At 62.8% G+C, this 18,282-nt stretch carries 15 protein-coding genes and 1 pseudogene; 6 read left to right on the forward strand and 10 right to left on the reverse strand.

Annotated features, from left to right (window positions below):
- Positions 1-34: 34 nt before the first annotated feature.
- Positions 35-2,086: a transketolase gene (gene tkt, locus BRPE64_RS11220; protein WP_044041565.1), complete on the reverse strand. Its 2,052-nt coding sequence runs from the start codon at positions 2,084-2,086 to the stop codon at positions 35-37.
- Positions 2,087-2,494: 408 nt separating this feature from the next.
- On the opposite strand from tkt, the gene BRPE64_RS11225 reads away from it, so the two are divergent.
- Complete coding sequence (locus BRPE64_RS11225; protein ID WP_044041567.1) at positions 2,495-2,908, forward strand: VOC family protein; 414 nt, start codon at positions 2,495-2,497, stop codon at positions 2,906-2,908.
- Between the two features lie 84 nt (positions 2,909-2,992).
- Positions 2,993-3,727 carry a 16S rRNA (uracil(1498)-N(3))-methyltransferase gene (locus BRPE64_RS11230; protein WP_044041568.1) on the forward strand — a complete coding sequence of 245 codons (735 nt, stop codon included), beginning with the start codon at positions 2,993-2,995 and terminating at the stop codon, positions 3,725-3,727.
- A 94-nt stretch (positions 3,728-3,821) separates the two neighbouring features.
- Here BRPE64_RS11230 and BRPE64_RS11235 read toward each other — a convergent pair whose 3' ends face one another.
- Both BRPE64_RS11235 and BRPE64_RS11240 read right to left on the reverse strand, forming a co-directional pair.
- Positions 3,822-4,385 (reverse strand): barstar family protein, encoded by a 564-nt coding sequence (locus BRPE64_RS11235; RefSeq protein WP_016346239.1) that lies wholly within the window; start codon positions 4,383-4,385, stop codon positions 3,822-3,824.
- Positions 4,386-4,401: 16 nt separating this feature from the next.
- Entirely contained in the window at positions 4,402-4,893 is a 492-nt protein-coding gene (locus BRPE64_RS11240) for a ribonuclease (protein ID WP_016346240.1), read from the reverse strand.
- A 639-nt stretch (positions 4,894-5,532) separates the two neighbouring features.
- On the opposite strand from BRPE64_RS11240, the gene BRPE64_RS11245 reads away from it, so the two are divergent.
- Positions 5,533-7,173, forward strand: coding sequence for a tetratricopeptide repeat protein (locus BRPE64_RS11245; RefSeq protein ID WP_016346241.1), 1,641 nt, complete (start codon positions 5,533-5,535; stop codon positions 7,171-7,173).
- Positions 7,174-7,239: 66 nt separating this feature from the next.
- Here BRPE64_RS11245 and BRPE64_RS33905 read toward each other — a convergent pair whose 3' ends face one another.
- The 5 genes and pseudogenes from BRPE64_RS33905 to BRPE64_RS11265 form a co-directional block, all read right to left on the reverse strand.
- Positions 7,240-7,431 (reverse strand): OmpA family protein, encoded by a 192-nt coding sequence (locus BRPE64_RS33905; protein WP_084675738.1) that lies wholly within the window; start codon positions 7,429-7,431, stop codon positions 7,240-7,242.
- A gap of 10 nt (positions 7,432-7,441) precedes the next feature.
- Positions 7,442-7,756 (reverse strand): annotated as a pseudogene (locus tag BRPE64_RS33680) (hypothetical protein); the annotation flags it as partial.
- Positions 7,714-8,271: an ESPR-type extended signal peptide-containing protein gene (locus BRPE64_RS34070; RefSeq protein ID WP_044041570.1), complete on the reverse strand. Its 558-nt coding sequence runs from the start codon at positions 8,269-8,271 to the stop codon at positions 7,714-7,716. The gene BRPE64_RS34070 and the pseudogene BRPE64_RS33680, both read right to left, overlap by 43 nt.
- Positions 8,272-8,703: 432 nt before the next feature.
- Entirely contained in the window at positions 8,704-11,244 is a 2,541-nt protein-coding gene (locus BRPE64_RS31895) for a tetratricopeptide repeat protein (RefSeq protein ID WP_051180345.1), read from the reverse strand.
- A 319-nt stretch (positions 11,245-11,563) separates the two neighbouring features.
- Entirely contained in the window at positions 11,564-13,858 is a 2,295-nt protein-coding gene (locus BRPE64_RS11265; RefSeq protein ID WP_016346245.1) for an NADP-dependent malic enzyme, read from the reverse strand.
- Between the two features lie 255 nt (positions 13,859-14,113).
- Between BRPE64_RS11265 and thiL the strand changes: the two genes are divergently transcribed.
- The 3 genes from thiL to BRPE64_RS11280 are packed head-to-tail and all read left to right on the forward strand — an operon-like array spanning position 14,114 to position 16,175.
- Positions 14,114-15,112: a thiamine-phosphate kinase gene (thiL, locus tag BRPE64_RS11270; protein WP_016346246.1), complete on the forward strand. Its 999-nt coding sequence runs from the start codon at positions 14,114-14,116 to the stop codon at positions 15,110-15,112.
- A complete protein-coding gene (locus BRPE64_RS11275; protein WP_173405442.1) occupies positions 15,102-15,647 on the forward strand; it encodes a phosphatidylglycerophosphatase A family protein in 546 nt (181 codons plus the stop codon). The genes thiL and BRPE64_RS11275 overlap by 11 nt, the downstream gene beginning before the upstream one ends.
- Before the next feature lie 27 nt (positions 15,648-15,674).
- Complete coding sequence (locus BRPE64_RS11280; protein WP_016346248.1) at positions 15,675-16,175, forward strand: CinA family protein; 501 nt, start codon at positions 15,675-15,677, stop codon at positions 16,173-16,175.
- Between the two features lie 19 nt (positions 16,176-16,194).
- On the opposite strand, the gene pyrF is transcribed toward BRPE64_RS11280, so the two are convergent.
- Both pyrF and BRPE64_RS11290 read right to left on the reverse strand, forming a co-directional pair.
- Positions 16,195-17,007: an orotidine-5'-phosphate decarboxylase gene (gene pyrF, locus BRPE64_RS11285; RefSeq protein ID WP_016346249.1), complete on the reverse strand. Its 813-nt coding sequence runs from the start codon at positions 17,005-17,007 to the stop codon at positions 16,195-16,197.
- Between the two features lie 92 nt (positions 17,008-17,099).
- Positions 17,100-18,203 carry an aldose 1-epimerase gene (locus BRPE64_RS11290; protein WP_044041573.1) on the reverse strand — a complete coding sequence of 368 codons (1,104 nt, stop codon included), beginning with the start codon at positions 18,201-18,203 and terminating at the stop codon, positions 17,100-17,102.
- Between the last annotated feature and the right edge of the window lie 79 nt (positions 18,204-18,282).

The following is an 18,282-nucleotide window of genomic DNA, read 5'->3' on the forward strand; positions in this document are numbered from 1 at the left end:
GCTTAAAAATACCTTCCTCGCTGACGCGACAACCTCACGCGGCCAGCACGGACTTCGCGGTCTTGACGATGTTCTCGACCGTGAAGCCGAAGTGCTTGAACAGCGCGCCCGCCGGGGCCGACTCGCCGAACGTGTCGATGCCGACCACGCCGCCTTCCAGGCCCACGTACTTGCGCCAGAAATCCGTCACGCCCGCCTCGATCGCCACGCGCGCCACGCCCTTGGGCAGCACGCGCTCGCGGTATTCGGCGTCTTGCTTGTCGAAGACATTGGTACAGGGCATCGACACGACGCGCGCGCCGATGCCTTCCTTCGCCAGCGCCTCGACGGCTTCCATCGCGAGTTGCACTTCCGAGCCGGTCGCGATGAGGATGATCTTGCGCGCGGGGATGTCGTCATTCCAGTCGCGCAGCACGTAGCCGCCCTTCGCGATGTTCGCAATCTGGATGTCGTTGCGCGACGAGAATTGCAGGTTCTGGCGGCTGAAAATCAGCGTCGACGGACCGTGATGCGCGATCGCATGCGTCCACGCCACGGCCGTTTCGACGGTATCCGCCGGCCGCCACGTTTGCAGATTCGGGATCAGGCGCAGGCTCGAGACGTGCTCGATCGACTGGTGCGTCGGGCCGTCTTCACCGAGACCGATGGAATCGTGCGTGAACACGAAGATCGAACGCGACTTCATCAGCGCCGCGACGCGCAGTGCGTTGCGGCTGTAGTCCGAGAACGTGAGGAACGTGCCGCCGAACGGGCGATAGCCGCCATGCAACGCCAGGCCGTTGATGGCCGCGCTCATGCCGAACTCGCGCACGCCGTAGTTGATGTGATTGCCCCACTGGATGCCCGCGTGATCCGGATTCGCGTTTTCCGCGTCTCCCGCAGCACGCACCGGTTTGGAAGCCTTCCAGTTGGTGAGGTTCGAGCCGGTCAGATCGGCCGAACCGCCGAGCAGTTCCGGCAGCGCGGCAGCCAGCCCTTCGAGCGTATTCTGCGATGCCTTGCGCGATGCGATCGTTTCGGCTTTCTGGTTCGCGTCTTCGATGATCTTCGCGACGTTCTCGGCCCAGTTCGCGGGCAACTCGCCGTTCATGCGGCGCGTGAATTCGGCGGCTTCGTTGCCGTATTTGGCGCGGTAGGCGTCGAACCCTTTGTTCCATTCGGCTTCGGCGTGCGTGCCCTGCTCCTTCGCGTCCCACGCCGCATAGACTTCCTGCGGAATCTCGAACGGACCGAACTTCCAGCCGATCGCCTCGCGCGTCGCGGCAATTTCCTTGTCGCCGAGCGGCGCGCCGTGCGCATCGTGGCCGCCCGCCTTCGTGGGCGCGCCCTTGCCGATGACCGTGCGGCAGCAGATCAGCGTCGGCTTGTCCGACTTCTTCGCCGCGGCAATGGCGGCATCGACCGCTTCGACGTCATGGCCGTTCACCGCGCGGATCACGTTCCAGCCGTAGGCTTCGAAGCGCTTCGGCGTGTCGTCGTGGAACCAGTGCTCGACGTGGCCGTCGATCGAAATGCCGTTGTCGTCGTACAGCGCGATCAGCTTGTTGAGCTTGAGCGTGCCGGCAAGCGAGCAGGCTTCGTGCGAGATGCCTTCCATCAGGCAGCCGTCGCCCAGGAACACGTACGTGTAGTGATCGACGATCTTCGCGTCCGCGCGATTGAACTCGGCGGCGAGCAGCGCTTCGGCGAGCGCCATGCCGACCGCGTTGCCGACGCCCTGGCCGAGCGGACCGGTCGTCGTCTCGACGCCCGGCGTCATGCCGACTTCGGGGTGCCCCGGCGTCTTCGAATGCAGTTGGCGGAAGTTCTTGAGTTCGCTCATCGGCAGGTCATAGCCGGTGAGGTGCAGCAACGAATACAGCAGCATCGAACCATGGCCGTTCGACAGAACGAAACGGTCACGGTCGAACCAGTGCGGATTCGTGGGATTGTGCTTCAGATGGCGAGACCACAGCGCGACGCCGATTTCCGCCATGCCCATTGGCATGCCGGGGTGGCCGGAGTTGGCTTGTTGAACGGCGTCCATGGCAAGCGCGCGGATTGCGTTGGCCATGAGGGCGGTCTGGCTGGAGGTCGGGGTCGTCATGTCGAGTCTGGGCAGGTCCTGAAATGATCCGCAGTGCTTCTCACGCAGTACTTCTCACTCGCGCCGGACCCGCGGGACACAACGTTTTCAGGACCGGAACGACGAGAAACGACGAGGATCGGGAGGCCGTCATTCTATCAGACCGGTCCGATCGCCACGCGTGCTTCAGGGCGCCGACCCGGTGCGGGGCCGCGTCCCGGCCGCGCGGGCATGTTCCGTGCAAAACACCGGTGACAGTACACGATTGCGCGCACCGGCGACGGACGTTCATCCGGCAAAATCCGTCCGCGCCCGTCTGGTTGCTCGCGTGGTTCCGATCCGCGCAATTCGTTCCGGCCGATTGATCGTACGGCTTCATGGCAGAATGTTCGTCAATGCGCAGCAAGAAGGCTTCAAGGAGTGCTTTCGATGACCGACCCCCGCCCGGCCGATGTTCCCTGGCTGACTCCCTACCTCACCGTGCGCGATGCGCGCGTGAGCATCGCGTTCTATGAAAAAGCGCTCGGTTTCGCGGTGCGCGACAGCGTGAACGACGACGGCTTGATCATCCACGTCGAGATGACGTATCGCGGCCAGTTGATCGTCATGTTCGCGCCCGAAGGCGCCTACGGTTCGCAGGCGCGTACGCCGAAGAGCGCGGGACTCACGGCGCCGCAGTCGTTCTATCTGTATGTCGACGATGTCGATGCGGCGTTTCGTCAGGCGCTCGCCGTTGGCGCGAAGGGACTCATCGAGCCGCAGGATCAGTTCTGGGGCGACCGCTTCGCGCAGTTCGAGGATCCGGACGGCTATCGCTGGGCCATCGCACGGCATCTGAACTGACACGCGCTGACCCGAGCCGAAACGCTGCTGTATCGCCGCCAGGCATCCACCCTATCCGCGGACCCGAGTCCGCGATCGACCTCAATGCCACGTTTTCATGTTGACGGCCCGCTGTCCGTGGGTCAAACCCTCCCGCTCCCCGACGATGTCGTGCGCCATGTGCACGTCCTGCGCCTGCAGACCGGCGATGCGATCACGCTCTTCGATGGCGCCGGCGGCGAATATCACGGCACGCTCGTCGACATCGCCCGACGTGCGGCGACGGCGCGCATCGACGAACACAGCGACCGCGAGGCCGAGCCGCCCTATCGCGTGACGGTGGCGCAGGGCGTCGCCGGTGGCGACAAGATGGACTGGCTCATCGAGAAGGCGGTGGAACTGGGCGTGGCGGGCATCGTGCCGATCACCGCCGAGCGCGGCGTCGTGCGGCTGGCCGGTGAGCGGGCGCTGCGGCGTCAGGCGCACTGGCAGGCGCTCACGCGTGCGGCGTGCGAGCAGTGCGGACGCAACCGCGTGCCCGAGATCGCCCCGCCGCGCGACCTCGACGCGTGGCTCGCCGACCTGCCTGACGTCGACGGCGAATTGCGCCTGCTGCTCTCGCCGCGCGCCGACATGACCTTCGCCACGCTGCCCGCCGATCCGCCGAGTGGCCCGGTCACGCTGCTGATCGGACCTGAGGCGGGTTTCTCGCCTGCGGAGGAAGAAGCGATCGTCGCGGCCGGCTTTTCGGCGTTGGGCCTTGGTCCGCGCGTGCTGCGCACGGAAACGGCGGGTGTCGCGGTGCTCGCGGCGCTGGCTGCACGCTGGGGCGGCTGGTGATATTCCGGTGCCGCAAAAACGAGAACAGCCCGACGGTCGGTCGGGCTGCATGTGACTTGAAAAGCGATAGAGCGGGCGCGCAGACGCCCGGCGCTCAGACGAACGAGTAGAACACGCGGAACGCCACGCGCCGTTCCGCCCAGAATTCGGCGGCGTCGCGGAAGACGTCGAGCAGCACCTCGCGACCTTCCTTGTCGAACTTTTGCGCGATCGGCAGTTGCTCCAGCACGATCACAAATCCCGGCTGCGACCCTGCCTTGTGGACCAGATCGGTGAGCGAATCGTAGAGCGCGTCGTAATTCTTGCCGAAATGCTTCGGAAACAGGAACGACGTGGCGATGGTCTCGAGCACTTCCTGCTTGCTCTGCGCATGGCCGAGATAAGCATAGAGGAAGTGCTGGCCGAGGCGATTGGCTTCGTCGGCGAGATCCTGCACGCGGAACGCGCGAATCGACTGAACGATGTTCGGCCGAACCGTGGCGAACATCGATTCCGTATCCTCGTGCGAATGGGACTCTTCAGGCCTTGTTTCGTCGTCGGGTCTGGTGTCGTGTTCTGTCATGCGTAGCCGCAGTACTCGCTGAAACAGGTTGCCATCGCCGGTGGCGAAAAGATCGTTCGCGACGCTGTGGTCGTGCGCGTAGATGTTGTCGCTCATGCCGTTAATCCCGTGGTTAGTCCGCAATGCGTTTGAAACTGGCGTAATGGTCGTCCGTGTAGTAGCACTCGCCGATCTGCCTGCGCGGCCCGCCGCATATGATCCGGCGCGCGCCGCGGTCCCTCGAGCGAGGTGTAGCAACGGTGTATTCGTGGTAATAGCCGCGCGCTTGCCGCGGAAGCAGACGTTCGCGATTGCCGAATACGACGCCGTCCTTCTCGTAAGGGAAAGGGCCGCCCGCTTCGATCAGCCGCAAGGTCGCGACCGCCTGTCTGGGCAATTGCGCCAACTGGATGATGGCGAACCCATCCTCGGATTGCGCGCGCGACGCAGCCGGCTGCCGTGCCTGCTCTTGCTCGACCGCTTCCGCCGGTCGCGCCGGTGCCTGACTCGCGGATGCGACCGGTTCCTGGAGTCCCCGCGACTCGTCCTTGCCGCATCCGCCCAGAACGACGCTCAAGCCGAGGCTCAAGCCAAGGATGCAGGAGAAAGCCCACGCGCGCTTCACGAAACGATTATCCCCGCGTTGAACCGAGATCCGACGACCATTAAAGGTGTAAGGGTATCGCTAATAAGACAGCGAATCAATGTTCGACGGGAAATCGGCAAATTTTTCCCGAAATGTACAGCGTGACTGCGTCGCATGGGAAAGCCGCGACATTTAGTCCTAAACTGAGTGAAATTTAAACCAAATAAGCTAATAATCTTTTCCCGCGGGATTGGGAAACGGAAATCAAGTTGCCTCGCTTGTTGAAGATTCCACGGCAGTGCGCTCTGCCGACAAGTCCTGTACTTCTGGCGAACGGACGTCCCCTCTTTTCGCCTCGGCGTGCCGCAGATTTGCGGCACGCCCTTTTTTTGGACGCGCGGAGGGTTTGCTTCACCGTCGCTGATGCCGTCGCTTCTGAAATGCCCTCCAGCGTGCGTCGCCGAGTTAAGAACCCGCGACTTGCGCGCCGCGTTTGTTGCCAACTTTGACATTGATGGCTCCCGCGCGCGGGATAAACTCGTTTACCTATGTCGGATCGACGAGGAAATATCCGTCCTCGGGCGCTCCATGTTTGCCTCGTGCGCAACGCGCCTCATACCGAACACAACGATCCCTTGCCACCCTGACGACGTTTAGGGTCGCCTCTCCGAACGCCCAATGAACGAGCCGATTCCTCGCGCGGCAGCCACGATCCTCGACGCCTTCCAGACCTTTCTGGGCCATGCCCTGAGCGCGCAACAGCAAGACGATCAGCGCGCGCGCGACATCTGGATGCAGGCTGCGAATTATTTGTCGCCGACGGATAGCGCGTCTGTCTGCACGCTGCTTACGCGGCTCGCCGGTGAACGGCGCACCACCGACGCCGAGCGCATTGCGCGCACGCTGCTGGCGCTCGAACCGCACAGTGCGCCGGCGCACTTCAATCTGGGGCTGGCGCTTCAGTATGCGAATCGCCACGCCGACGCCGTGACGCCCTATCGTGCGGCGCTCGCGCTCGATCCGGATCTGCACAGCCTGCGCAACAATCTTGCCGCCGCGCTGCTGGACAGGAATCCGGCTTCGGGCGAAGCAGCGGCATTGCTCGAAGCCGCGCTCGAACTCACTCCGAACGATGCGAACTGTTGGGTCAATCTTGGCAAAGTACGTCTGGCAAGATTCGATCTCGACGGCGCGCTCGAAGCCAGCGAGCACGCGGTCAAGCTCGCACCCCAGGATTCCGTCGCGATCAGCAGCCACGGTCAAAGGCTGCGCGAAGCGCAAAGATGGGACGATGCCGAGCGCTGTGCGACGGCGGCACTTCAACTTGCTCCGGGCAATGCGGCGTATCGGTCGAATCTGGGAATGCTTCATCTCTTGCGCGGCAACTACGCTGATGGCTGGCCGGAGCACGAAGCGCGATGGGAAGGCTCAAAAGAACTGGCGAGCAGGCGCCCCGCGTTTCCCGGCCCGACCTGGCAAGGCCAGCCGCTGCAAGGAAAGACGCTCCTGCTCTGGGGCGAGCAAGGCATGGGTGATCTGTTGCAGTTTTGCCGTTATGTGCCCTTGCTTGCTGATCGCGTGCATCGCGAGGGTGGGCGGCTCGTGTGGAATTCGTTCCCACAGATGGGCTGGCTGCTCGGCCGCACGCTTGCTCGACATGCGGATGAATTCACGCTCGGCGGTGGCGTCGACGTGCTACCGAAATTCGACTATGAAATTTCGATGGTGACGCTGCCGCTGGTTTTCGATACCCGCGAGAACACCATTCCGGCCAATGTGCCCTATCTACAAGCCGAGCCGAAAGCCGTCGACGCATGGCGTGATCGTCTTAGCAAGGAAAAGCGTCTCAAGGTCGGTTTGACGTGGACTGGCAGCCGCACACATCAGCGCAATCCATTTCGTCGGGTCGGACTCGAACGCTACGAAGCGCATTTCCGCGACCTCGACAATGTCGCGTTCTATTCGCTCCAGCCCGATGCAGGCGCCGAAGTCGCGGCGGCGCGCTCCGCGGGCATGGACATCGCCGATTACACGGGCGAGTTCAAAAATTTCGACGATACGGCCGCGTTCATCAACGCGCTCGATCTGGTGATTACGGTGTGCACGTCGGTTGCGCATCTGAGTGGCGCGTTGGGACAGCGCACCTGGGTGTTGCTCGACGTCAATCCGCATTGGGTGTGGTTGCTCGATCGCACCGACAGCCCGTGGTATCCGACTGCCACGCTGTACCGGCAAAAACGGTTCGCGGATTGGGCGCCCGTTTTCGATGAGCTCAAGACCGATCTCAAGGCTCTTTCGGTCGCGCGGATCCCGAATTGAGAAGAGCCCGACGCCTCACGGCGTCGGGCTCCTTGTCATCGCAAATTAAAGCGTTCGAATCAGTTGTTACTGATCGAGCGCGCGAATTTCGACGCCGTTCGTGTTGATTTCGATGCGTCGGTTCTGCGCGCGTCCGGCAACCGTGGCATTGGTAGCCACCGGCGACGCAGGACCGAAGCCATGCACTTCGTACTGTTCGGCACGCAGACCATGCGACGTCAGATAGTTCTGAGTCGAAACGGCACGCGCTTGGGACAGGCGTTGGTTACAGCTGCGAACCGTTCACGGCATCCGTCGAGGTCGACGAGAGACGTCCTGCGGCGACGTTGGTGATCGTGCGCTCATTGCCCGCCGAGCCGATGCTGAGCGTACCGACCGGCGAACTACCCGCGAACGAGTAGTTCGTACCGGCGATAGTCGCGCCCGCGGTACCCACGGCGGCCGACGAGATCGAGTTCGAACCCAACGCGATGTCGTTTGCGTTGTTCGCAACCGCACCCGTACCGATCGCAACCGAATCCACGCCCGTTGCCGTCGAATCTACACCCGTGCTGTTCGCATGGAAGTACTTCGTGCCCGTCGCATACCCACGTTGGTCAACTGAGAGTAGTTAACCGCGTCGGTCGCGTTCACGCCGGCCGCAAGATTGATGATCGATTGCGAACTCATGTCAACGAAATTCAGCATCCTGATTCCGTTCACAGCTTTCAGCTCCACCATGCCGTTTGTGTAGCCGGTGACGCGCGCGGTACTGTTGCTAAAACCTTGGCCGCCATTGGGATCAGCCGCGTTGTTAAGCGAGAACGCTTGCCCGGACTGACAAAGCATATTACCCACCGCACTGGTGGCGTACCCGATGCCTGTGCCGTTAACACCGATGCCAGGTGGGCACAACTGAAGACCACCATAGCCGAGGTTCGAAGTAGCCGCAAATGCGCCGTTCGAAAGTGCTAGCGCCCCTCCGCCCGCACCGAATGCCGCCAAGAGCAGAACCGTGGATCTCGCGGACTTGCCCTTCCCGCGCCCCTTCGCTTCCTCCGAAGCGGCTACCCACGTTCCCGTTGATTCATTCCAAACGGAACGGTAAGTCTTGTTCATCGTTAATCCTTAAAACAGAAAAAACTCTAAAAATTTACGCAGATGCGCAACTTGTAAATCGATGTCGCAGACCATTCTTCTAGCGCGCGAAGGAACGACAACAAGCCTGACTGGCCAGTGTCATTTCGTTTGCTATGAATTCCTAAATATTAGATCGCAGACAATCCGGCCCTCACTCAGACGATATATGTGGGAAAAGCATACCTACATATCAAGAGTCCTAAATGTCCTTCTACCTGAAGAACATTATTGATAGCGCGGACGCCGAATATCGGGCTAAAAATATCGCAGCGCGATGGTTGCGACAATCAGCAGAAATTTAAATAGGAATAGGACGAAATTCGTGGGCGGATGGCATGCAAATGTCAATGCGTAACGCATTTCATTGAAAACTATCTTCGCTCTCGAGAATAGCCCGCTATGGACTTCTTACTATTTACGTCGAGCACGGTTGGACCGGCGCGTCCTCGAGCGAACATCGCCTTGCGCTGTTGTGGAGCGTACCCATTCGCCATACATCGAGCGAAACGCCGTTTCGATCCCGCGAGCGAAGCGCGCGCCATCCATCAGCGGCGAAGACTCCATTCTCGTGCGCAGTTCAGACCGAATACGCCGCAAGCGAGGCAGATCATTCGACAATTGCACCGTTTTCGTGACAAAGGACTCATCTGAATCCCCTGCCAACTCCGACAACCCTAAGTTCGACAAAAGCGCGTAGCCGGCGCGTGCTGCTGGTGTCTCGCCTACCATGGTGGCAACGGGTACGCCCATCCAGAGCGCGTCGAGGCTCGTGGTGTGACCGTTATACGGGAAAGTGTCGAGCACGATGTCGATGTGCTGATACCTGTTCAGGTAGCGCTCTCGCGGCTGATAATCAACGAAATTGAGCCGCTCGGGAGCGATACCCCACGCCGCGAAGTGCGCAACGACGGCTTCGCGCGCCTCTCCATGACTCACCAGTAACAAGAGCGTCGACCCTTCAACCCGTGCCATCACCTGTGCCCAGAGGTCGAACGTGCGATTCGTAAGCTTGCACGGATTGTTCAAACAGCCGAAAGTAATGTGCCCGGCGCTATCGGCGGGCAACGGGCTAACTTCGTGAACTTGGGTCAGCGGGTCGTAGCACCAGAACGTGTCCGGAAGGCGAATGGATTGCTCGCTATACCGATTGTCCGCCTCGGGGGAACCCGGCGGATCAATCCACGGATCTGTTAGCCGATAACCAATGGCGTTACTGCCAGTCGTGCCTGGATAAGCCAACCACGCCACTTGCACTGGCGCCGGACGGTGCGCGAACATCATCTGGCGACCGTTCGCCATGTGCATAGTCAGATCGACGAGAACGTCGATGCGGTCTTCCTTGATCTGCTTCGCGAGTTTGTCGTCGCTCAGTGTGTGAACATCACGCCATACATCAGCCAGTGGCTGGATCTCCCGCGTCGCGTGGTCAGGCTTTGCGACGCTGGCGTAGCAATAGATCTCGAAAGCTTCGTGATCGTGGTTGCGTAACAGCGGCAACGTAAATAACGTCTGACAGTGGTGGCGAAAATCCGGCGAGACATAGCCGATGCGCAGCCGGCGCGAAAGACTGCGCTCATTCTCATACTTCATCGGCCCAGTGGCGTACGGCGCTTCGAAACGCGCGGCAAAGCGCTTGCTCTCTTCCAGCACTTCAAGCCCCGTCGAACTGACGAACGTAAGCGCATACGCCAGATTCGAATGACCAACCAGACAGTCCGGGTCAAGTTCGGAGGCACGTCGGTAGCAGTCCAATGCCTCCGAAATATCGCCCGAGTTCTTTGCGAGCAAAGCGTTACCGAGACCTATGTGAGCCGGCGTCCAGCGCGGCTTCAATTCGACAGCGCGCCGATGGAACTTCTCAGACTCGTCGTGCCTGCGCAAAGACTTGAGCAGCAAGCCCAGGTTATATACGGCGGCCCAATGACTTGGATCGACCTCGAGCACGGAGCGGAGGTGACGTTCTCCTTCGTCGAGACGCCCGACGTCGATCAAAAGACTGCCGAGGTTTACGTGCGCGGGCACGAACTCGGGGTCCAGTTCCAAGGCGCGGCGCAGAACCGACTCGGCCTCTTCGAAATGCTTGCGCTCCGCGAGCAGTGCGCCAAGGGTGCTTGCATCGCCCAAGTTGTTGGGAGACAAGGCTACAGATCGCCGAAATTCCTCGATTGCCTCTTCGGCACGCCCGAGACGCGACAACAAGTTGGCCAGCCCTTCACTCGCACCGGCAAATTCAGGGTCGACGGACAGCGCGAAGCGCAGAGTCGCCTCCGCTTCCTCAAAACGCCTTCTTTCGACCAAAAGCAAGCCGAGATTGCACGACGCCTCCGGAAACCTGGGCGTGATTTCCAGCGCGCGACGAAATGCCGCCTCGGCTTCATCGCTCGAGCCGCGTTCCGCGAGTACCGCGCCGAGGCTGTTATGCGCCTCCGCCCATGCCGGACGCAGTTCGGCGGCACGGCGAAGTTCGACTTCAGCCTCGGCCGAGCGGCCCACACGCGCGAGTAGCTTGCCAAGGTTGAAGCGAATATCGGCCGCGTCGGGCTTCAACTCGATCACCCGGCGATATGCCGCTTCGGCATCGCCGAATTTCCGTTGTTCGTCGAAGACGCGCGCCAGGTTGAGGTGCGCATGGAAGAGCCTCGGCTCAAGCGCGATTGCTCGCCGCAGAACGATTTCCGCTTCCTCATAACGCTTCTGCGCTTTCAGCGCCAGCCCCAGATCCGCTTGGCCCTGCGCGCTCGCGTCACTCGAAAGCGAGACCTTGATCAGTGACTCGGCCTTGACAGGATCGCCGCCCAGCAGATGTATCACCCCCAGAAGGTGATTTGCTCCGGAATGCGCCGGCGCCTGCCTCAGAATCTCGTCGCAGCGCGCCGCAGCGTGCGCGCTGTTACCGGCGCGAAAACTCGCCAGAGCGGATTCAAAAGGGTCGGCCTTAGCCTGTACGGTCATCTGCACTGTCCTGCTTCCTCTATCGATGTGGATTGGGCGGCCGCTTCACGGGCCCGAGCGCCAGCGCAACGCAAGTCGCATCGGCAAATGCAATGGTAGGAAGCAGAATCTGTCACCGCTATGGAAGTAGTCCTAATTTGATGCCTAGAAAGCAACATTTTCTGAGAAAACCGGGATTTCTCAGGATGCCTTCATACTGTTAAAAGTCCGGCTCGCATCCCACCCCGTTCTTTTACAAAATGACGATGCAAAAAAAGCGCGGCGGAAAAATCCGCCGCGCTCTTTACTTCGCAACCCGAATCAGAGTCGGGGAGGCATCTTACCGTGCCGCCGACGCATCCGCCACTAGCAGCGCCGTCATATTGACAATACGTCGCACTGTTGCCGATGCGGTGAGCACATGCACCGGCTGCGCCGCGCCAAGCAAGATCGGCCCGATGGCAATGTTGTTGCCCGCCGCCGTCTTCAGCAGGTTGTACGAAATATTGGCAGCATCGATGTTCGGCAGAATTAACAAATTGGCATCGCCCTCGAGCGTCGATTCGGGCAGCACGTCCTTGCGCAGACGAGCATCGAGCGCGACGTCGCCGTGCATTTCGCCATCGACTTCGAGATCGGGCGCGCGCTCCTTGAGGATTGCGAGCACGTCGCGCATCTTCTGGGCGCTCGGCGCGTGGCTCGTGCCGAAGTTCGAGTGCGACAAAAGCGCAATCTTCGGCATGATGCCGAAACGCTTCACCTCTTCGGCGGCCATGATCGTGATTTCGGCGAGCTGCTCGGGCGTCGGGTCCACGTTCACGTGCGTATCGACGATGAAAATCTGCCGGCCCGGCAGCACCAGCGCGTTCATCGCCGCGTACACCTTCTGACCTTCCTTCTTGCCGATCACCTGGTCGATGAAGTGCAAATGGCGATGCGTCGTGCTCACCGTGCCGCAGATCATGCCGTCCGCTTCGCCCTTCTTGACGAGCATCGCGCCGATCAGCGTCGTGCGGCGGCGCATTTCGAGCTTGGCCATCTGCTCGCTGATGCCCTTGCGCGCCATCATCTTGTAGTACGTCTGCCAGAAGTCGCGGTAACGCTCGTCGTGATCCGTGTCAACCACCGAGAAGTCGGTGCCCGGAGTGAGACGCAGCCCGAACTTCTGGATGCGCTGCTCGATCACCGCCGGCCGGCCGATGAGAATCGGCCGCGCGATCTTTTCATCGACGGCGATCTGCACCGCGCGCAGCACGCGCTCTTCCTCGCCCTCGGCAAACACGATGCGCTTCTTCTCCGGCTCAACGCTGCGCGCGAGCTGGAACACGGGCTTCATCGTGGTGCCGCTGTGATAGACGAATTGTTGCAAGTGCTGCTCGTAGGCATCCATGTCCTCGATCGGACGCGTGGCCACGCCGCAGTCCATCGCGGCCTTCGCCACGGCCGGCGCGATCTTCACGATGAGACGCGGATCGAACGGCTTCGGAATCAGATACTCCGGACCGAACGACAGATCCTGAATGCCATATGCCGTCGCGACGATATCGCTCTGTTCCTGACGCGCCAGTTCCGCGATCGCGTTCACGGCCGCGATTTCCATTTCCTTCGTGATGACGGTCGCGCCCACGTCCAGCGCGCCGCGGAAGATAAACGGAAAGCACAGAACGTTGTTGACCTGATTCGGGTAATCGGTGCGGCCCGTCGCGAGCACGGCGTCCGGGCGCACTTCGAGCGCCAGTTCCGGCAGGATTTCCGGCGTCGGGTTGGCGAGCGCGAGAATCAGCGGCTTCGCGGCCATCTGCTTGACCATGTCCTGCTTGAGCACGCCGCCCGCCGACAGTCCGAGGAACACGTCCGCCCCTTCCATCACTTCGGCGAGCGTGCGGGCGCTGGTTTCGCGAGCGAACAGTTCCTTGTCCGGGTCCATGAGTTCGACGCGGCCCTTGTAGACCACGCCGGCCAAGTCCGTCACGAAGATGTTCTCGCGCTTCATGCCGAGATCGACCAGCAGATTCAGGCACGCGAGTGCCGCCGCGCCTGCGCCCGACGCGACGAGCTTCACTTCGCCGATGTCCTTGCCGACCACCTTGAGACCGTTGGTGACCGCCGCCGCGACGACAATGGCCGTGCCGTGCTGATCGTCGTGGAAGACGGGAATCTTCATGCGCTTGCGGCATTCGCGCTCGACGATAAAGCAGTCCGGCGCCTTGATGTCTTCCAGATTGATGCCGCCGAACGTAGGTTCGAGCGCGGCGATCACATCGACCAGTTTGTGCGGATCGCTTTCGTTCAACTCGATATCGAACACGTCGATGCCGGCGAACTTCTTGAAGAGCACCGCTTTGCCTTCCATCACCGGCTTGGACGCGAGCGGACCGATGTTGCCCAGGCCGAGCACCGCCGTGCCGTTCGACACGACGCCCACGAGATTGCTGCGCGCGGTGAAGCGCGCGGCGTTCAGCGGATCCTCGACGATCGCTTCACATGCGAACGCGACGCCCGGCGAGTAGGCGAGCGCGAGGTCGCGCTGGTTGATCATCTGCTTGGTCGGCGCGATCGCGATCTTCCCCGGCGTGGGGAATTCGTGATAATCGAGCGCGGCTTCGCGCAATTTCGTATTGGCGTCAGTCGTCATAAGGCGGGCTAGCAGTGCGGGAATTAGAATGGAAGTTCGAACGCATTGTAGCGCCATTCAGAGGCAGTTTCGGACCGCGGCCCATGCATTTCGGCTACAGGTGCCGTGACTGGAAAACGCCTGATCGCGTGCTGGAGCAAGGCTCGCGGCGCATCGTCCGGTTTTTTCGAGATACGCGGCGGGTGCATTCGACTGTTTGGCCGGGTAGTTTCCCTGACATCTTGCAGCGCACAAAAACATCACCTTTCGCCGACGATGCTTTCCGAGTTTTCACTGATCGACCGTTATTTTGCCCGCCGCGCGACGGCGCCCGCACCGCGTCATGACGACGAAGCCGCGCGGCCGCTCGGCATCGGCGACGACTGCGCACTCATCGCGCCGCCCGCCGGGCATCAGCTCGCCATCTCGACGGACATGCTGGTCGCCGGCCGCCACTTCTTCCCCGATGTCGATCCTTACGCGCTCGGGCACAAAGCGCTCGCGGTGAATCTGTCGGATCTCGCCGCGATGGGCGCGAAGCCGCACGCGTTCACGCTGGCGCTCGCGCTTCCTGACGTCGACGAAGCCTGGCTCTCCGCATTCAGCGACGGCCTCTTCGCGCTCGCCGAACGCCACGACTGCGCGCTCGTCGGCGGCGATACGACGGGCGGGCCGCTCAATCTCTGCATCACCGTTTTCGGCGATGTGCCGCACGGCGCCGCCCTGCGCCGCGATGCCGCAGAGCCCGGCGACGACATCTGGGTCTCCGGCGCGCTCGGCGACGCACGCGCGGGCCTCGGCGCGCTTCGCGGCGAATGGCGCGCGCCCGATGACGCCACCGCCGCCAACTGGAAGCACGCGCTCGAGCGGCCCGAACCGCGCGTGGCGCTGGGCCTTGCGCTGCGCGGCGTCGCGCACGCGGCGCTCGATCTCTCCGATGGCCTCGCCGGCGACCTCATGCACATCCTGAGGCGCTCGGGCGTGAGCGCCGCCGTCGATGCCGACGCCGTGCCATGCTCCGACGCCGTCCGCGCGCTGCCCGGCACCGCGCGCCGCCAGTGCACGCTCGCCGGCGGCGACGATTACGAACTGTGCTTCACCGCGCCGCCCGCGGCACGCGACGCGCTCGCCGATATTGCGATGCGCGTGAAAGTGCCGCTGACCCGCATCGGTACAATCGAATCCACGGGTGCGCCGCGCATCGCCTGGCGCGATGCCTCGGGCGCCCCGCTCTCTTTGACGTTGCAAGGCTTCGACCACTTTCATGCAGACTGACCCGACCCTTACGGGCGAACCGGAACAACCGCGGGAACAACCACGCGCCGCGCCGCGCCGTGCAAGCGCGCGCTTCATGCTCACGCATCCGCTCCATATTCTTTCGCTCGGCTTCGGCAGCGGGCTCGCCCCGTTCGCGCCCGGCACTTTCGGCACGCTGTTCGCGTGGCTGTCGTTCGTCGTGTTCAATCCGCATCTGACGGTCGCCGAATGGGGCGCGCTGATCGTCGTCGGTTTCGTCGCCGGATGCTGGTTCACCGGCTTCACCGCGAAGAAAATGGGCATCGCGGACCCGTCGCCGGTCGTGTGGGACGAGATCGTCGCGTTCTGGCTCGTGCTGCTGCTCGTCACGCCCGCGACCTTTACCGGCCAGTTGTGGGCGTTCATCGTGTTCCGCTTCTTCGATATGGTGAAGCCGCCGCCCATCCGCTATTTCGACCGCCATTTGAAAGGTGGTTTCGGCATCATGTTCGACGATCTCGTCGCGGCATTTTTCACGCTGCTCGTCATTGCGCTGTGGCGCATGACCGTCTGACCTTTTCCTTCCATCGAGAGCACTGCCATGTCAACCGACACCGTCGTTCACCAACTTGCGATTCGCGTCGGCAACAAGCTGCGCGACGAACGGCTGATGCTCGCCACGGCCGAATCGTGCACGGGCGGCATGGTCGCGGCCGCGATCACGGATATTTCCGGCAGCAGCGCGTGGTTCGAGCGCGGCTTCGTCACCTATTCGAATCTGGCGAAGACGGAAATGATCGGCGTGCCTGCCACGCTCATCGAGCAGCACGGCGCGGTGAGCGAGCCGGTCGCGAAAGCCATGGCCGAAGGCGCGCTGCGCAACAGCCGCGCGCAGGTGTCGGTGTCGATCACGGGCGTCGCGGGCCCCGCCGGCGGCAGCGAGGCGAAGCCGGTGGGCACCGTGTGTATCGGCTGGAGCAACCGGCTGCATACCGGCGTCGAGACGCAACTGTTCAAGGGCGACCGCGAACAGGTGCGCACGCAGGCAGCGGCGCATGCGCTGCGCAAATTGCTGGAATTTCTGGAGCAGCGCGAGCGGTGAGCCCGCGCTGGTTACCGCATCAACGATACTGATTGATCGAATCGCGCGTCTTCTGCGCGGCAGCGGCGGCGGCCTGGGCGTAATCGTCGTCCTTGCCCGCGTAGATGATCGCGCGCGACGAGTTGATCAGCATGCCCGCGCCGTTCGCGGTGCGCCCGGCGCGCACGGTCGCCTCGACATCGCCGCCTTGCGCGCCGATGCCCGGAATCAGCAACGGCATATCCCCGACGATACCGCGCACCGTTTCGATTTCCTTCGGAAACGTCGCGCCGACCACGAGCCCGAGTTGCCCGCTCGCGTTCCACTTCTGCGCCGCGAGTTGTGCGACGACCTGATACAGCGGCTTGCCGTCGGTCGTCAGGAATTGCAGATCCGAGCCGCCCGGGTTCGACGTGCGGCACAGCACGATCACGCCGCGGCCTTCATGCGCGAGATACGGCTCGATCGAATCGAAGCCCATGTACGGGTTGACCGTCACCGCGTCGGCTTGATAGCGCTCGAACGCTTCCTTCGCGTATTGCTCGGCGGTGCTGCCGATATCGCCGCGCTTCGCGTCGAGAATCACCGGCAAGCCCGGATACGTCTCGTGGATGTGCGCGATCAGCGCCTCCAGTTGATCTTCGGCGCGGTGCGCCGCGAAGTACGCGATCTGCGGCTTGAATGACGACGCATACGGCGCGGTCGCATCGACGATGGTCTTGCAGAACTCGAAGATCGCGTCCGCCCGGCCGTTGAGCGCGCCGGGAAATTTCGACGGCTCCGGGTCGAGGCCGACGCACAGCAGCGATTGAGTGCGCGACCACCCGGCGTTGAGGGTCTGGATGAAGGACATGGGGAAGTCAGTATGAAAACGTCGATGGCACGCATTTTAACGTGCGCGGCATCGTGTCCTTCGCCGGGTTCTTCGCTGCCGCTTTTGCCGGGTCAACGCGATGCGCTTCTCGCGCGCGCCTTCGCGCCCGCCCGCGTACGCGGCCTGCCCCGCCGCGCCGCTTCACCCGTACGCTCGACGGTGAAGCGAAACTCGCGCGACAGGCGCTCGCCCGGCGCGAGCACGGTCATGCCGTGCGCTTCGCCGCCGCCGGGCAGATTCACCGCGTTGATCGGATGATCGACCGGTTCGAAGCAGAAGAAATCTTCGCCGGGTGGCGCATAGAGCACGTAGTAATCGGTATCGGCGGCGATGGTGAGCGACAGGCGCCGCTTCGGCCACAGCACGCTCGTGCGTCCGCTCCAGCCGGTGAACGCGTTGTTGACCATTTCGGCGGGCATCGGATACGCGACGCCGAACTGCCACGCGGGCGGCGCCGGCACATGCTTGACCGGCAACCAGTCGTCGCCGCAGAGCCACACGCCGCCTGCCGCCGCCGATAACTCCGTGTCCGCCTCGCGCATCAGAAACGGATGCAGCCCGAGGCCGAACGGCAGCGCTTCGTCGCCGGTGTTTTGCACGTCGAGCGTGACGACCAGCGTCGCGTCATCGAGCGCGTAGGTCTGCGCGGCGCTATAGGAATACGGCTTGCCGTCACTGCGATCGAGCCCGAGACGCACGCGCCCCGCCGCTTCCTCTTCCACCTGCCACGCGCCAAGCCAGCCGTCGCCGTGCAGCGGCAGTGCTTCGTCGGCACGATTGCGCGGCACATCGACCGCGCGCCCGGAAAACTCGAAGCGCCCATCGCCGATGCGGTTCGAATACGGCAGAAGCGGAAAGCACGCGAGTTGTTCGGGATCCGTGCCGGGACCGGGCTCCACGCACGGACGGAAGATCGGCACGAGCGCGCCTTCGTGACGCCAGTCGAAGCGCGTGATGCCGCCGCCCAGCGACGGCGCGAGTTCGAGCCGCAGATGCGCGTTCGCAAGCGTGATGCAGCCGTCGGCGTTGGTGCCGCCCATCGCGACCACGGCCGTCGCAGGACCGGGACGGATCGGCGGTTCGGTCGCGGCAGCGAGTCGCGAGCGGCGGGCGCTCGCCTGAGCCTGGGAGGTCGATGCAGGATTCGGTCTTTGCTCTGTGCGCGCAACAGTCATGACTCGTGCTCCATCGAGAGGCGAAAAACCCGGCGCGGCCGGGACGGGTCGGGCGGCACGTCATCGCGCGCCGCCTCGA

The organism is Caballeronia insecticola (genome assembly GCF_000402035.1).
Classification (GTDB): domain Bacteria; phylum Pseudomonadota; class Gammaproteobacteria; order Burkholderiales; family Burkholderiaceae; genus Caballeronia; species Caballeronia insecticola.

What these genes read in the sequence shown, in the direction of transcription:
- tkt (WP_044041565.1), bottom strand. Translation starts at nt 2,086, where the DNA reads ATGACGACCCCGACCTCCAGCCAGACCGCCCTCATGGCCAACGCAATC.
- BRPE64_RS11225 (WP_044041567.1), top strand. Translation starts at nt 2,495, where the DNA reads ATGACCGACCCCCGCCCGGCCGATGTTCCCTGGCTGACTCCCTACCTC.
- BRPE64_RS11230 (WP_044041568.1), top strand. Translation starts at nt 2,993, where the DNA reads ATGCCACGTTTTCATGTTGACGGCCCGCTGTCCGTGGGTCAAACCCTC.
- BRPE64_RS11235 (WP_016346239.1), bottom strand. Translation starts at nt 4,385, where the DNA reads ATGAGCGACAACATCTACGCGCACGACCACAGCGTCGCGAACGATCTT.
- BRPE64_RS11245 (WP_016346241.1), top strand. Translation starts at nt 5,533, where the DNA reads ATGAACGAGCCGATTCCTCGCGCGGCAGCCACGATCCTCGACGCCTTC.
- BRPE64_RS34070 (WP_044041570.1), bottom strand. Translation starts at nt 8,271, where the DNA reads ATGAACAAGACTTACCGTTCCGTTTGGAATGAATCAACGGGAACGTGG.
- BRPE64_RS31895 (WP_051180345.1), bottom strand. Translation starts at nt 11,244, where the DNA reads ATGACCGTACAGGCTAAGGCCGACCCTTTTGAATCCGCTCTGGCGAGT.
- BRPE64_RS11265 (WP_016346245.1), bottom strand. Translation starts at nt 13,858, where the DNA reads ATGACGACTGACGCCAATACGAAATTGCGCGAAGCCGCGCTCGATTAT.
- thiL (WP_016346246.1), top strand. Translation starts at nt 14,114, where the DNA reads ATGCTTTCCGAGTTTTCACTGATCGACCGTTATTTTGCCCGCCGCGCG.
- BRPE64_RS11275 (WP_173405442.1), top strand. Translation starts at nt 15,102, where the DNA reads ATGCAGACTGACCCGACCCTTACGGGCGAACCGGAACAACCGCGGGAA.
- BRPE64_RS11280 (WP_016346248.1), top strand. Translation starts at nt 15,675, where the DNA reads ATGTCAACCGACACCGTCGTTCACCAACTTGCGATTCGCGTCGGCAAC.
- pyrF (WP_016346249.1), bottom strand. Translation starts at nt 17,007, where the DNA reads ATGTCCTTCATCCAGACCCTCAACGCCGGGTGGTCGCGCACTCAATCG.
- BRPE64_RS11290 (WP_044041573.1), bottom strand. Translation starts at nt 18,203, where the DNA reads ATGACTGTTGCGCGCACAGAGCAAAGACCGAATCCTGCATCGACCTCC.